Source organism: Bifidobacterium goeldii (genome assembly GCF_003951095.1).
GTDB lineage: Bacteria > Actinomycetota > Actinomycetes > Actinomycetales > Bifidobacteriaceae > Bifidobacterium > Bifidobacterium goeldii.
Genome location: NZ_QXGL01000009.1, coordinates 35,134 through 50,092, shown reverse-complemented (window position 1 = coordinate 50,092; position 14,959 = coordinate 35,134). Strand labels below are relative to the sequence as shown.

Genomic DNA, 14,959 nt, shown 5'->3' with positions numbered 1-14,959 from the left:
CCGCTCCCGGTCACGCTCCGCGTCACTGGTGATGATGGTTGACTCAGTCGATTAGCGTCGTTCGATTTCGACGCCGGCGGTGTTAATCGGCAGGTGCAGCACCTTCCAATGCCCAGATGCGAGCGCATTCGCGGCGATCTCGTCGATTGCGGTAGAAGCGTCACCATAATGCAACACCAGCACGCACGGGCCAGCGCCGGAAACCATTGCCGCGAATCCGCGAGTGCGGAACATGCGAATCAGTTCCCATGAGGGGGCCATAAGATCCTTGCGGTACGGCTGGTGCAGCTTGTCTTGCGTGGCGGCGAATAGCAGCGCGTTCGCATCAGACGGCGCAGCCAGTGCAGCCGGATTCATTGCGGCAGCCATCAGCGCTACGCGCGACACGTTAAACACTGCGTCGCGGTAGGGCAATTCGCTCGGCAGTGCTTCACGTGCTTTCTCAGTTGAAAGCTCATAATCCGGTACGAACACGGATGCGGTGATCTTCGGGTCGACCGCGTACTTGACGGTATGGAAACCGCCGTGCAGCGGCTCGCCACCAGGAATCGGCACCGAGCCGACACCTTCGGCAGTGTCGAAGTTCCACGAGACGGTCATGCCACCGTACACAGCCGGCGCCACATTGTCCGGGTGGCCTTCGATTGCAGCAGCGAGTTCGAACACGGAATCGCGGTTGAGACGATCATCCTGTGCAAAAGCGGCGGCTGCAGCAATACCGGCCACGATCGCCTCGGCTGACGATCCCATACCGCGTGCTTGCGGAATATTGTTGTGCGCTTCAAGAATGAAACCCACTTTGCCCAGGCCAAAAGTCTGGCATGCTTTGCGGAAGGTTGAGACGACCAGATGCGTCTCATCACGGGGCAGCGTGTCCTCGCCTTCGCCGTAGATCAGTACTTGCGCAGCACGATTTGACGGGTCAGCGGACAGCGTGAACGTGAGCTCGTCGTGATAATCGAGCGCGAGTCCGACGGTGTCGAATCCTGAGCCGAGATTAGCGCTTGTCGCAGGCACGCGTACCTTGACCTGTTTACAGATCGGTTCCATATGTTCTCTCCGAATCTCTTCCGCCCTCGTAACTCACCGGTCGAGGGCTATAAGCCTCATGCACGGGCGAGCCCCGGCTCTCTCCCTCACCGGGAAAAGCCGGGGCCCGTCACACGTGACGTCGTTCAGTCCAGCACGCGCAGGATTGACGGCTCGCCAGTCACGCAATCAAGCTTGCAGACGGCGGCAACGGTTTCGCGCAGTGTCACTTCGTCAGTTTGGTGAGTGACGATGCGCAGCTGCTGGATTTCACCGTCGTAGCCTGGGTCGTTGAGCGTGGGCTTGAGATCCTGGTTCACGCCGTTGATGGAGACGCCATGATCAGCGAATTCCTTAGCGATAGCAGCCAGCACACCTGGCTTGTCGTGAATCAGGAAGCGCACGGCGAACGCAGCCTTAGTAGCGTTGATCGGCGCCTTGGGCAGATTGTTGTACATCGGGATGGTCGGGCCAGTGCAACCGCGTGCAATGTGGCGAGCTTCAGCCACCACATCGCCGACAACAGCGGAAGCGGTCGGCGCACCGCCAGCGCCGCGACCGTAGAACATGAGATCGTCAGCAGCCTCAGCCTTGACGAAAATCGCGTTGAATGAGCCGTGCACGGAGGCCAGCGGATGCGTATCAGGCAGCAATGCCGGGTAGACGCGCGCGGAAACGCCGGCGTCGCCGTTCTCGACGACTGCGAGCAGCTTGATGACCTTGTGCTCAGCAGTTGCAGCGGCAATATCGTCGGCGGTGATCTTGGTGATGCCTTCAACAGAGACATCGTCGATGGTCACGTTGGTGTGGAAACCGAGCGTTGCCATGATCGCAGCCTTGTTCGCTGCATCGTAACCTTCGATGTCACCGGTCGGGTCAGCTTCGGCGTAACCCTTGGCTTGCGCGTCTTTGAGCACATCGTCGAACTGCAGACCCTTGGTGGTCATTTCGTCGAGAATGTAATTGGTGGTGCCATTGACGATGCCCAGCATGCTGATTACCTTGTCGCCGGCGAGCGATTCGCGCAACGGCAGCAGGAATGGGATTGCGCCGCCGACTGCAGCTTCGAAGTACACGTCAACGCCCTTGGCTTCGGCAGCCTGGTAGATTTCAGGGCCGTACTTAGCCAGCAGTGCCTTGTTGGCGGTGACCACAGATGCGCCGGATTCGATGGCAGCGAGCACGAAGGTGCGGGCCACGCCAGTACCGCCGATAAGTTCGATCACGATGTCTGCGCTGGTGGCAACCTTCATCGTGTCGGTTGTCAGCAGCGACTTGTCAATCCACGGGTAGTTCACTTCGTCCGGGTCCAGGCAGGCAACGCCAACCAGTTCGATCGGTCGGCCGATGCGTGCAGCGAGCTCGTCCTTCTGCTCTACAAGCAGACGCGCAGTCTGCGATCCAACAGTTCCCGCGCCCAAAAGTCCTACGCGAATGGGGGTTTCGTTCAGCTGTGCCACGAGCTTCCTTCCTTATGCGCTGTTGCGTATTGTGCGCATCACGCGATGGTTCACTATCCGTGCCGGCGTTGCGTGCGTGCAGATATGCAGTGCATCGCGGTTGTATCACCGTCACGGCGGATGTCATCCTCCACCATCCTACGGAATGAATCCGACACGCCGCCTAAAACGTTTAACACAAAAATATTTGTCAGGATTATTAACAATACAAAGTCGTTTCACGAGTAGCCCTCACACGGATTTTTTACCCCCATAAGGCCACAATTTACGTAAACCTTCTTAACAAAAATGACGTTGTCAGGGGTAAACGTCCCTTACTATTAGATACGAAGCGGCGTTGCTCCGATTACTTGTAAAGAAGGTTTCCAACGGCGGGAACCGCGAATTATGGGCATGAAGACACTGGTGTTGTTGCCGCTCCGTTCCTCAGAGGGAGGTTGGAATGAAAGCATATGTTCAGCGACTTGGTCGTGCGCTTATGCTGCCCGTTGCGTGCTTGCCTGCTGCAGCACTGTTCCTGGGCATTGGTTACTGGATCGACCCGAGCGGCTGGGGTGGAAACAACGTAGTTTCCGCTTACCTGTGCAAGACTGGCTCGGCGATTCTCGACAATCTGGGCCTGCTGTTCGCCGTCGGCGTTGCTATCGGCATGGCTCGCGATAAGGATGGTGCTTCCGCACTGTCTGGTTTGGTTGGCTTCCTGACCGTTACCACGATCATGGGATCCGCTTCGATGTTCCTCGGCTACGATGCCGAGACCATCGCCACCGAGCACCCGGCATTCGCCGCTGGCGCTATCGGCAACAAGAACGTGTTCTTCGGCATCATGGTCGGCTGCGTGGCAGGTGCACTGTACAACAAGTTTGGCAAGACTAAGCTGCCTGACTTCCTGGCGTTCTTCTCCGGCCGCCGTTGTGTGCCGATTCTGACCGCCGCAATTATGTCCGTCATCTCGCTGATCCTGCTGTTCGTGTGGCCTGCAGTCTATGGCGTTCTGGTTGCCTTCGGTGAGGCCATCATGGGCATGGGCGCTGTCGGCGCTGGCATTTACGCCTTCTTCAACCGTCTGCTCATCCCGACCGGTCTGCACCACGCACTGAACAACGTGTTCTGGTTCAACCTGGCTGGCATCGACGACATCACCAAGTTCTGGTCCGGCGAGGGCGCAACCGTCGCCACCGGCGGCTTCCACCCGTACGGCGTGTACGTCACCGGTATTTACCAGGCTGGCTTCTTCCCGATCATGATGTTCGGCCTGCCGGCAGGCGCGTTCGCTATCTACCGTTGCGCTAAGCCTGAGAACAAGAAGCAGGTCGGCTCCCTGATGCTGGCCGGTGCAATCGCCGCCTTCCTGACCGGCGTGACCGAACCGCTCGAGTTCTCCTTCATGTTCGCTGCCTTCCCGCTGTACGTGGTGCACGCACTGCTCACCGCTCTGTCGGTGTTCATCGCCGCATCCTTCCAGTGGATCGCTGGCTTCAACTTCTCCGCAGGCTTCATCGATTGGTTCCTGTCGCTGCGCGTACCGCAGGCACATATGCCATGGATGCTGATCATTCAGGGCCTGGTCTTCGCGGTGATCTACTACTTCGTGTTCACCTTCATGATCAAGAAGTTCAACCTGAAGACCCCGGGCCGCGGTGATGATGACGATGACGCTACCGAATCCTCCGCTATCGAAGCTCCTGCTGGTGGCGACAAGTACGCTCAGCTCGCTGCCAAGCTGTACGCACTGCTCGGCGGCAAGGAGAACGTGGTTGATATTGAGAACTGCGTGACTCGTCTGCGCATGGGTGTGCGTGACACGTCCAAGGTTGATGTTGATGCCATTCGCAAGATTGTGCCGGGCGTGAAGGTGCTCGACGCGAAGAATGTGCAGGTCATCGTCGGCACGCAGGTGCAGGCAGTGGCAGACGCAATGGAAGAAATCCACGGCGGTGGTGCGCTCCCAAAAGCGTAACGGCAGCTCCTGCTGCCGCCCACACGCCCGTCATTCCCGAGATTCCAGTAACCGATGACACAGTGCTGGCTCCCGTGGATGGTGCAATCAAGCCGATCACTGAAGTACCCGACGACACCTTCGCTGCCAAAATCCTCGGTGATGGATTCGCAGTAACGCCTGCAACCGGCCGCATTGTTGCCCCGGTTTCCGGCAAGGTGACCACGGTGGCACAGGCCAAGCACGCGGTGGGTATCACCACCAAGGGCGGGTTGGAAGTGCTGGTGCACATCGGCGTCGATACCGTGCAGTTGGGCGGCGCACCGTTCACGATGCACGTCAAGGAAGGCGATCAGGTGAGCGCTGGCGATCCGATCGTCGACGTGGACTGGGCTACGGTAAAAGCCGCAGGCAAGCCCACTGACGTGATCGTGGTGTTCACTAATCCGGCGATTATCGGCGACCTGTCGATTACGGCTACCGGCGCAGTAGCAACCGGTTCGCCAATCGGCAGCGTCACTACCAAGTGATCGAACCTACGGGAACGGTTACGAATAACTCAATATAAGCGAAGGGCTTGCATCTGTGATGTGATGCAAGCCCTTCGTGCGTTTACGCATACAACTGATGGGTAACGCTTACTCGTCAGCCCAGATCAAGCCCCAGCAAATCATCAATCGTCTGACGGCGCATCAACAAATGCGCACCCGACTCGCATACTGCAGCCACTGCAGGAATCAGCGCCTGATTGTAATTGCTAGCCATCGTACGACCGTAAGCACCTGTTACCGGCACAGCGAGAATATCGCCGCGCTTCAAATCAGCAGGCAGCTGGCATTCATGCACGACAATATCGCCAGATTCGCAGTGCATACCCACCACGCGCGCAAGCATCGTCTCAGTCGAACCGCTCCGGTTTGCGAGCTTCGCCGTATAGTCGGCGCCATACAAAGCCGGGCGAATGTTGTCACTCATACCGCCGTCAACCGAAACGTATACGCGTTCGCTGATGGGATTGCCAGCCTTGTCAGTCGGCTGATGACCATGACCATCACCGCTGAGCAATACATGCTTAATCGTGCCAACGCGGTATAGGGTCACGCCAGCGGGAGCAACAATCCAACGACCTGGCTCGAAAGAGATCGCCGGAGCGGGCATGCCAAGTGCGCGGTTGATTTCGCCAACCGCATCAGCCAAGCGGCCCAGCTCGACATCAATATCCATCGAGTCCTCGCCGTCCGTGTATGCCACGGAGTAGCCGCCGCCCAAATCAACCTCAGGCAGCGTGTAAGCGTCGGTCGCGTAGAAGGTCTTACGCAGCAGCATCATGCGCTTAGCCGCCTGGATGAACGCGTCCGCATCATGGATGTTCGAGCCGATATGCGAATGAATACCAACAAGCTCGAGCACATCCTGATGACGCAGAATCTCCTTAAGCACTGCGAGCGCCGGGCCGTTCGCAACAACGGTCATCGCTTCAGCAAGACGACGGTCCGATTCGGACAGTTCTTCACCGTGCAAGTCGTACGGGTACTTGATGTCGTAGCGCAGTTCGCGCGCTGGCTTGTCGGCCTGTGCACTGTCAGCAGCTCCGCCGTTTGCTTCGCCCACGCGAGCATTGGTGGCAGCCGGGGTCACATCGGCTAGATCGTCAAGAATCGACAGTACCGAGGTGTCTGCGCCGGCTGGCAGCAGCGGCACACCGAACTTTTGATCTTCGTGCGCAGTAGAAATGTATTCGTGACCGCCCGCGTGAATGCCGGCGGTGACGCGCAGCATGACGCGAGCGCGCTTACCCAAACGGCGAGCAATGTCGGCGATGCGCGCTGGCTCGTTGGGCTCGTCGACAACGATCTTTGCGAAGCCCTGTTCGATAGCCAGCTCGATTTCCTCGTCGGACTTGTTGTTGCCATGCAGCACCAGCCTGCGACCGGGAGCGCCCGCAGCGAGTGCGATCTTCATTTCGCCCATCGTGCAAGTGTCAACGTACATGCCGGCTGCGAGCACGATGCGCACGATCTCCTTGGACAGGAACGCCTTACCGGCGAAGCTCACATGCGTGGTGGAGTTGTTGAACGCTTTCGCCGCGGCGTGCACGAAATGCTTGGCGCGCTGGTCAACTTCGTCGGTGTCGATCAGGTACAGCGGCGAGCCGAACTCGTCAAGCAGCGATTCGGCCGTTCGCCCGTGGAATGTGACCGCTTCGGTCGCAGGGTCGATGGCCGTGGCGGCCGGCCAGATCGGGGTGATTGCCATATTGATCACATCTTTTCTGGAGCGGTGACGCCGAGCAGGTCAAGGCCTTCGGCGATCACGGTGCGCACAGCGTCGTTGAGCTTCAAACGAGCAGCAGCACGTGCCGGTTCCGGAGCCTTAGCAATGCGCACGGCCTCAGCATCAGCACCACGCGCCTCCGGGTCAGTCAGTTCCATCGGCACTACGCGCTCGACGTTGTACCACTTGTGGTACGTGCCAGCCAAATCCTCAAGATAGTGTGCAATCTTGTGCGGGGCGCGACCATCGCCGGCAGCGGTCAGAGTTGCTGGCCACTGGGCGAGTGCGGCGAGCACTTCGCCGTCCGCTGTCGTATCCAGCAAGCTCAGGTCAGCGCCGTCAACGGTAATGCCAGCGTCGGCCGCGTTGCGATCCACATTGCAGGAGCGGGCGTGCGCGTACTGCACGTAGTACACCGGGTTTTCATTGCTGTGCGAGGCGAGCAGGTTGAGATCGATGTCAACGCTGGTGTTGTAGTCGGTGCGAGCCAGCGAGTAGCGTGAAGCGTCCACGCCGATTGCTTCAACCAAATCGTCGATGGTGACAACGTTGCCGGCGCGCTTTGACATGCGTACAGCCTTGCCGTCCTTCATCACGTTGACCATCTGGCCGATGAGAATCTGCATGTTTTCGCCCGGCTTATCACCGAAGGCAGCGCACATGGCCATCATGCGGCCGATATAACCGTGATGGTCGGCGCCGAGCATGTAGATTGCCACGTCAGCCGGGTCGGTGGCGCGGTGACGCTTGTTCCAGTAGTACGCAATGTCGGCCGCGAAGTAAGCAAATTCGCCGTTCGATTTGATGATGACGCGGTCCTTGTCGTCGCCGTGCTTGGTGGAGGCGAACCAGGTGGCGCCATCCTTTTCGAAGATATCGCCGCGATCGCGCAGCTCCTTGATCGCCTTGTCAACCTCGCCGTCAGCGTACAGGCTGTTCTCGTGGAACCACACGTCGAAGTTCACGCGGAATTCCTTCATCGACTTGCGAATCTCAGCGAACATCATTGGCACTGCGCGCTTGCGGAACTCTTCGCGCTGCTCGGAATCGCCTTCGCCCAGCGGGTTGCCATCCTTGTCAACACCGCCGTCAATGCGCGGCAGGGCGAGCACATCCACGCCGTCCGCCTTGGCTTCCTCGATCACTCGAGCTGCGATCTCGTCAATATACGCGCCCTTGTAACCGTCGATCGGGGTTTCCTCGCCGTGCGCGGCGGCGACGAGCGACTTGGCAAAACGGTTGATCTGCTCGCCGTGATCGTTGAAGTAGTATTCGCGCACGACTTTAGCGCCGTTTGCTTCGAGCACGCGAGCCATCGAATCACCGACGGCTGCCCAACGCGTGCCACCAATGTGAATCGGGCCAGTCGGGTTTGCAGAAACGAACTCGAGGTTCAGAGTTTTGCCAGTGAGGTGCCCGTTCTTGCCGTAATTCGTGCCCTCGGCGAGCACCTTGTCGACTACGGCTGCGGCGGAAGCAGAATCGAGGGTGATGTTAATAAAGCCAGGGCCGGCCACTTCCACGGACTTCACGCCGTCAGCGTGCTCCAGTTCAGCAGCAAACAGTTCAGCCAAATCGTGGGGCTTCATGCCAGCCTTCTTGGCCAGCTGCATGGCCGCGTTGGAAGCCCAATCACCGTGTGCGCGATCCTTCGGGCGCATTACGGCCAGTTTGGCAACGTCGGGGATGAGATCGTCGGTCAGGTTGCCAGCCTTTCCGTCGGCAACCAGAGCATGGGCAATGTTAGAAATCAGTTCACTAAGCGCTTCAGGACTCATTCTTCCCAGTGTACCGGCGTGGCTGACAGCGCACCCTCTCACCTCATAGTGTGCATATCCGGCCTGCGTGCACACGATGTTCGCCTCTCCATGCGCCGCTTATGCACACTTACGCTAGAGCATAACGGTCGGAGGCTCGACGCAGATTAGCTACATCTTCGCCAAGGAAGCCGCTCGCTCCACGGCGGATCCACGTGCGCGCTTCTCGATAATCGTTCACCGCACCAACAAACATAGGCATATGCTGACGTCTCGCCGCACGCCATAGATTGGCAGTAATGTCATGCGAGCGCATCACCACAAAATCTGCTGGCAGTGTTGTACTGCCTACCACTCCATAACGGTGTACTACGCCCATGTCACCGCGTATTGTGCCGCTCATACCCGTATCGTCACCGCGCTTGCCACCGCGTTTGTTGCCTCGGCGTTCGAACATGCCACGTTCCGCGCGCGCTACGGGCGCCGGCACCCACCCCGTGAGCATCGGATTGCCGCTCGCGCACAGGCCGATCTTCCACTGCGGGCGCAAGCGTTTAAACGTGACTACTGCTTCACGGCTCACAGACATCACCATTAGTTTGGCCGGCATACGATTGCGATCGCGCTCGATTTCGTTGATGACCGCGCGTGCCACGTGATGAGCGTGACGATCGTCAGTTTTAATATCAAGCAGCAAACCGAGTTTGCTAGGCGCATCATGCGCTTCATTCAACGCTTGCCTGAGCGTTGGCACGCGGTAATCAATCCCCTTCTGCCGCATACGCATGCGCTGCAGTTTGCTCAATGGTGTGCGCGATACCAGCAGGTTACGGCCGCCGGCGTCGAGTCTGCCAGTCTGTCGATCGTGGAACACTACGGGCACCCCGTCGGAAGTGAGGCGCACGTCGATTTCCGCGTAGTCTGCACCGATCTCACCAGCATCGTGGATTGCGCGCAGCGAATTCTCAGGGTCGCGCGAATCTCCGCGATGCGCAATAACTAATGGCGTTTCATGTGGAACAGCGGCTTGTACCGCGCCGATAAGACGATGAGCGCCTGCCACGATATCGCACACGAGTACGGCGGCAGCTACGACGGCAGCCAACGTCACGATTACGATTCGACCCGCATCAGACCTGCCAAATCCACGCATCGCAACACCCCCGATTTGTATGACTTCGGATGGCGAAGCACACGGCCGAACTGCCCTGCAACAGCTCTTTTGACCGCCGACTGGTAAACCTCTGCACATCCAAAACCTGTCGTACGTTCACTATGGCACGCATAATCGCGCAAATCTCTCGCCCACAGGGATGATTCAGGGGTTCCTCAGGGAAAAATCAGTATTGAGAATGATCGTGCAACAACACGGTCACATCGGGTATGCAAAAGCGGCCGTCGGAAAGCCCGACGACCGCTCATGATTGCAAGTCAACAGCGCGCAGTATGCGACATGCAGCGCGGCTGCAACGTCAGCGTACAGTTACAGTGCCGCGATGGCATCAATCTCAACAAGCGCACCCTTAGGAATATCGTTACCGCCAAAGGCTACGCGCGCAGGCTTGACGGAGCCGATGAACACCTCAGCATAGCGAGCGTCAATCTCATGGAAGTCTTCAACGTTCTTCATGTAAATCGTGGCGCGTACCACGTGCTCAATGCCCGTGCCAGCCGCATCGAGAATGCACTTGATGTTCTTCAGCGCCTGGGCAGCCTGCTCGCCAGCAGTCTCACCAGCCAGTTCACCAGTGGCCGGGTCAATGCCCAGCTGACCGGAGACGAACACAAAACCGTTAGCCTTCACCGCCTGGCTGTATGCACCCAGTGCAGTGGGCGCCTCGGAGGTAGCAACGCCTTCCATCTTTTCGCTCATATGATCCTTCTTTCCAACCGGTTCGGCCGAACCGACCGGTCACAGGTATCGAATTAGGCGCCCATATTGGCACTTACTGAGCGAATATACCCGAAGTTGCTCGCGCGCGATGCTCGACGAACACACGATGGACAACGCCCGCAACCCCAGCCGTTGCTGCCAGGCGCTGAAAAACACGAAATCCCGCTTCCCAAGCGTGTATCTAAGGAAAGCGGGATTGCTGAAAGTGGGCCCAAAGGGGATCGAACCCTCGACCTTCTGTTCCGGAGACAGACGCTCTATCCACTGAGCTACGGACCCGAACTGTACCCACTAACGCGTATATAACGCGCACTACGGGCAACTGTGCCATTCTATGCCATCCCCGCGGCAAACAACGAACACATAACAAAAAATGGCCGAATATCAACGAGACTCGCCTACAATGGCCGTATGAACATCGCCATGAACGATTTCGAATTCGAGCGTCGATTCTACTGCCGCGCACTGCCGCCGGAGCTGGATGATGGTGACGCTCCGACGCTGATCGTGCAAAGCTACTACGTGCATGATGGCAACTATGCGCTGCGCGTACGGTTGCAAGCGCACGGTATTCGTATTGCGATGGAGTCCAACACCGAGCCGATCGACGTGCTTGACCAGTATCGTGACAAGTTCACGGAAGCGTTTGTGACCGTCAAAGGACCTTCCGTAGGAGGCACGCGCTACGAAGCGGAGCGAGAGATTGATGCGCGTATTGCCGCCGAACTGGTAAAGCGCGGCGGATGCCCGATTATTAAAAACCGTTTCAGTGCGTGGATTGGCGAAGACGGTTGGAGTATTGACGTGTTCGGCGGAGCGAACGCGCCGCTGGTTGTTGCCGAAGCGGAGCGCAGCGGGCCGGTGACTAATTTGCAGATTCCTGCGTTCTGCGTCACTGAGATTACTGATCAGCCGCGCTTTTCGAACGATGGACTTGCCGCGCGCCCCTTCTCGCTGTGGGCTGACGATTTTGCACGCGAGCTAGCGACCGATGGGCCGCAGTTTGAAACTGCGTTTGGGCGCAATCGCAGAGCGGAATAAAGAGACAAGATACAAGTAAGCAATATGAGTAAGGCGCAATACCGCATGTGCGATATTGCGCCTTACTCATATCAGCTTGTATCAGCGGCTCATCGTCTTCCGCATCAGTACATCAGCGTCGCCAAGCGCCGACGTGCACGCTTCACGCGCTCATCGGTCGCATCCGGAATCAGGAAGTACTCCAGCAGACGCTTGCGCACCGTATCCAGCTCATCGCTGTGACCGGCAGCCAAATAATCCAGCAGACGGTCGAACGCATCGGCAATCTGCCCGCCGATCATATCCACATCAGCAACAGCCAACTGCGCTTCCACATCATCCGGATGATCAGCCGCAGCCTGGCGCACTTCGCGCACATCAGCTTTGCCAGAACGAGCAAGCAGCAATGCCTTCGCGCGTTCGCGAGCAGCCAGCGTATCCGACGGATCAGCCTGCAACACCTGCTCATACGCAGCCGCAGCCCCAGCATAATCGCCCTGCTGAGCGAGCTGGTAGGCTTCCTGATGTTCCGGCGGCACTACATTCTTGGACTGCTGATCAGCCTGATCTGCCGCATCAGGGTCGCCCGAATACGGAGCAGTACCGGTCACGCCAGCCTGCTGAGCTGCAGCAATCAGCTTAGGAATCACCTGGTCAACAATCTGATCAAGCTCATCATCGCCCGGCAGTCCCTGCAAAATCGGCATCGGGCGGCCACCAATCAGCGCAAACAGTGCCGGCGCACCCTGCACTTGGAACGCCTGCGCAATCGTCGGATAGCTCGCAATATCAATTCGAGACAACTGAATCTGACCGTTCAGCTTATTCACTGCTTCACCAAGACGGCGAGCCATCGGGAACAAGCGATCGTCAGTCGGTACCCACAGCAGCAACAGAATCGGGAACGTAGCCGACGTGGTCACCATCGCCTGGAAGGTGCTTTCCGTCGTATCAATCACGTATCCGCCGGCCGCTGGCGCGCCACCAGCTTGGCCAGGTTCCGCCTTCACCTGATGCTTCAGCGCCTCCAAATCCACGGCTCCCGCGAGCGACACCCCAGGATGAAACTGCTGATCTGCCATCATGCCTCCGTCTTCATATTCAAGCAATCGTCAACAAAAAAATCGTTGCCGCAACCAACTATAGTTGCGACAACGATTTCGCTAGCCGCCCGCCGCGATCGGCGAACATCATCGTGCATCGTGATCAATCTGATATCGGGCTATTATCAGCTCACTGCGGAATAACCTGAATCACCTGACGTTCGGCAGCTACTGCGGCAGCCTGCTCACCAGAGTCCTTCAACGGCACATAAATCGCCACAACATTCACATACGTGGCTTTAATCGTGCTCGTAGCAGTCGCGTTGCCGAACAGCGCTTTCTCATCGTTTGATGCAGGCAACGATTCACGACCATCGCCAGCAGAACGAATCCACTCAGAATCAATCTGCGCCACCACGAGATCGCCGCCGTCACTGGAACGCATAACCGCAATCTGACCGTCTACCGGCGCGAATGTCTGCTGCTGCGAGCCGTTGTTACCGGCCACGCCTTGCTGCACATTCTGCGACTGCGTGGCCAAAGTCTGGCGCAGCTGATCGTCAGCAAAACTTGACGCATACTTGCTTTGCGAACCGTTCTGCAGCACGTCAGCATACCGCTCCACCGCCTGCTTTGGTGTCATCACCAAATTCGAATCGTTCACATCGCCCATTTCGCTGCCCAAATGCGCAACCGCAAACTTCGGCAATGACACGCCTTCGAACAGTCGAGTCAATCCCCACAGCTTGTAATTTTGCCGTGCGGAATCCTGACGGAACACCAGCAAACGCTTCGACTGCTGATCGTCAGTGGTGGTAGTAATCGAGAAAATAACGCGCGGCCACTCGTTGTCGGTCGGAATAATGACCTGCGCTACTTTGTCAGGGATGGTAGCGTGACCGTCAATCTCACCGCCGGTCGCGTGCGCAATATTCAGCTGGCTCGTGCGCACGGCCAGTTCAGGGCCAGACAGACGCGAACCGATGCCGTCAGCGCTTTTCGCCGCACTTGCCTGATCAAGCAGATCAAGCACCGTTTTGCGAATCTTTTTCTCCTGCGCGACAGTGACATTCGGTATCTCACTGTCTTTAGTAGTAGGCGCAACTGCTTGCGGTACTTGGCCTTCGCAGCCGGCGAGCGCAACGGTCAGGCCGCACGCCAGCACCGCTGCGATCAGTCGCGTTACGCGGTTGTTCATACGGTTACCGTTCATCGTCCCTCCCCCGGCTTGCTGTCATGCTCGTCGTGCTGATCGTCACCGTCAGCTGCGCTTTGCGCGTTCTCCTCATCGACTTCCTGCGATAAGCGCGCGAAGTACGCTTCCAACTCGCTCATGCTGATTACCGATGTGACGGAATCATCGTAGGCGGCTGGCTCCTGAGCACTGGACTGTGCAGCGTCGCTCGTGCTTTGCGATTGCTCAGAAGGCGCAGTGTGCGAACTTGACTGCCCGGATTGTTGATCGGCGACAAGATTGCGCGCAGCTGGGTCGACTACGATCGGCTCCTCGCTGGTCGCGCTCTCATTGCGGCTCATGCGTTCCAAACGCTCCGCATTCGCGGAACCAGTGCCGCCTGCGCGGTGTGCAGCGTGACGGCGGCGCTTCGACTTCGGCCGATAGCTGACTGCCGACTTCAAGCTCGCCATGCTACCGGTCAACGCTTCAGAAATCGTTACTTCTTCAGTTTCGCGCTGTGCTGTGCTGCTCACCACGCGCTTGCGACGCTTATGCGGCGGCATCGCGAACACAGAAGCAGAGAAGACTGCGAGCACTGCGAGCAAACCGCCAGCGAAATAGAATGGCATCGCAAAATCAGGCAGCTTGTGACGCACCCAATGCAAGCGCACGGTCGCCTTGGATGTTCCACCCAAATCGATAATCGCTACCGTACTGGCATTCTCGGAAACCGTAGTCGTCACGGTTGCTTTGCTCGCGCCGCACGTTACTTTAGTCCACATGTCGGAGTTTTTGAACGCTACATCATCGAGGCTTTCTGCTTTCGTACCTCGCGGATTATTTCTCGATGTTGCGAGCGTCTTCCAATCGTTCATACCGGTCACGCGCGTGTACGCGTGCCCCGCCAACCAGCCGTTGGCGTCTTTACTTGATCCGAGTGCAATGCATGTGCCGTCGGAGCTGTTCGCCCCGCCTTCAACCGTGAGCGTTACACGATGATCGACCAGCGGCAGCACACCTGGATCAGTGATGATATATCGCGTTCCACTCACCTGTGCTTGAGCGGTGATCTGCGAACTTGGCTTCCACGTAGTGGCATTCAATACACCCAAGAAAATGCAGGCTACAGCCAGCAGACCGAAGATAGGCGTCACAATACCGCGCATAATGCGGGCATGACGCGTTGGGCCGGCGGCTTTCTTACGTCCGCGGCTTTTGTGTTCCGTTTGTTTCGGTTCTTCAACAGTCATAACGGATACTATTCTACATTGCACGCTGGCTCCTGCCCAGGGCAGCAACAGTGGTACAGCGCACACGTCAACTGCTGACAGTGTGCTGAATGCTTGCAATCATGCAGCAAAACATG

Annotated in this window: 12 protein-coding genes and 1 tRNA gene; 3 read left to right on the top strand and 10 right to left on the bottom strand. The window is 57.9% G+C overall.

What is annotated here, in order from left to right; translation table 11 throughout:
• Window positions 1-51: 51 nt before the first annotated feature.
• Both thrB and D2E25_RS09750 read right to left on the bottom strand, forming a co-directional pair.
• Window positions 52-1,050: a homoserine kinase gene (thrB, locus tag D2E25_RS09755; protein WP_125982309.1), complete on the bottom strand. Its 999-nt coding sequence runs from the start codon at window positions 1,048-1,050 to the stop codon at window positions 52-54.
• 125 nt (window positions 1,051-1,175) lie between these two features.
• Window positions 1,176-2,489: a homoserine dehydrogenase gene (locus tag D2E25_RS09750; protein ID WP_125982306.1), complete on the bottom strand. Its 1,314-nt coding sequence runs from the start codon at window positions 2,487-2,489 to the stop codon at window positions 1,176-1,178.
• 442 nt (window positions 2,490-2,931) lie between these two features.
• On the opposite strand from D2E25_RS09750, the gene nagE reads away from it, so the two are divergent.
• Together nagE and D2E25_RS09740 are read left to right on the top strand one after the other, a co-directional pair.
• Window positions 2,932-4,449: an N-acetylglucosamine-specific PTS transporter subunit IIBC gene (gene nagE, locus D2E25_RS09745; protein ID WP_125982304.1), complete on the top strand. Its 1,518-nt coding sequence runs from the start codon at window positions 2,932-2,934 to the stop codon at window positions 4,447-4,449.
• Between the two features lie 32 nt (window positions 4,450-4,481).
• A complete protein-coding gene (locus D2E25_RS09740; RefSeq protein WP_125982301.1) occupies window positions 4,482-4,958 on the top strand; it encodes a PTS sugar transporter subunit IIA in 477 nt (158 codons plus the stop codon).
• 115 nt (window positions 4,959-5,073) lie between these two features.
• Here the strand turns inward: D2E25_RS09740 and D2E25_RS09735 are convergent, their stop codons facing one another.
• From D2E25_RS09735 to D2E25_RS09715, 5 genes are all read right to left on the bottom strand, one after another.
• Complete coding sequence (locus tag D2E25_RS09735; protein WP_125982299.1) at window positions 5,074-6,684, bottom strand: diaminopimelate decarboxylase family protein; 1,611 nt, start codon at window positions 6,682-6,684, stop codon at window positions 5,074-5,076.
• A 5-nt stretch (window positions 6,685-6,689) separates the two neighbouring features.
• On the bottom strand, window positions 6,690-8,480 hold the full coding sequence (gene argS, locus D2E25_RS09730; RefSeq protein ID WP_125982297.1) for an arginine--tRNA ligase: 1,791 nt from the start codon (window positions 8,478-8,480) through the stop codon (window positions 6,690-6,692).
• 109 nt (window positions 8,481-8,589) lie between these two features.
• Window positions 8,590-9,570: a glycerophosphodiester phosphodiesterase family protein gene (locus tag D2E25_RS09725; RefSeq protein ID WP_164514805.1), complete on the bottom strand. Its 981-nt coding sequence runs from the start codon at window positions 9,568-9,570 to the stop codon at window positions 8,590-8,592.
• A 372-nt stretch (window positions 9,571-9,942) separates the two neighbouring features.
• A complete protein-coding gene (locus D2E25_RS09720; protein WP_125982292.1) occupies window positions 9,943-10,332 on the bottom strand; it encodes a Rid family detoxifying hydrolase in 390 nt (129 codons plus the stop codon).
• Window positions 10,333-10,559: 227 nt separating this feature from the next.
• Window positions 10,560-10,632, bottom strand: a tRNA-Arg gene (locus D2E25_RS09715).
• 132 nt (window positions 10,633-10,764) lie between these two features.
• Between D2E25_RS09715 and D2E25_RS09710 the strand changes: the two genes are divergently transcribed.
• Window positions 10,765-11,394: a CYTH domain-containing protein gene (locus D2E25_RS09710; RefSeq protein ID WP_125982290.1), complete on the top strand. Its 630-nt coding sequence runs from the start codon at window positions 10,765-10,767 to the stop codon at window positions 11,392-11,394.
• Between the two features lie 104 nt (window positions 11,395-11,498).
• On the opposite strand, the gene D2E25_RS09705 is transcribed toward D2E25_RS09710, so the two are convergent.
• The 3 genes from D2E25_RS09705 to D2E25_RS09695 all read right to left on the bottom strand — a co-directional run bounded on the left by D2E25_RS09705 (window position 11,499) and on the right by D2E25_RS09695 (window position 14,843).
• Complete coding sequence (locus tag D2E25_RS09705; RefSeq protein WP_125982288.1) at window positions 11,499-12,458, bottom strand: tetratricopeptide repeat protein; 960 nt, start codon at window positions 12,456-12,458, stop codon at window positions 11,499-11,501.
• A gap of 148 nt (window positions 12,459-12,606) precedes the next feature.
• The gene (locus tag D2E25_RS09700; RefSeq protein ID WP_125982315.1) at window positions 12,607-13,614 is read right to left on the bottom strand and encodes a DUF8094 domain-containing protein; all 1,008 of its coding nucleotides are present in this window, start codon (window positions 13,612-13,614) and stop codon (window positions 12,607-12,609) included.
• 11 nt (window positions 13,615-13,625) lie between these two features.
• Entirely contained in the window at window positions 13,626-14,843 is a 1,218-nt protein-coding gene (locus D2E25_RS09695) for a hypothetical protein (protein ID WP_125982286.1), read from the bottom strand.
• Window positions 14,844-14,959 lie beyond the last annotated feature (116 nt).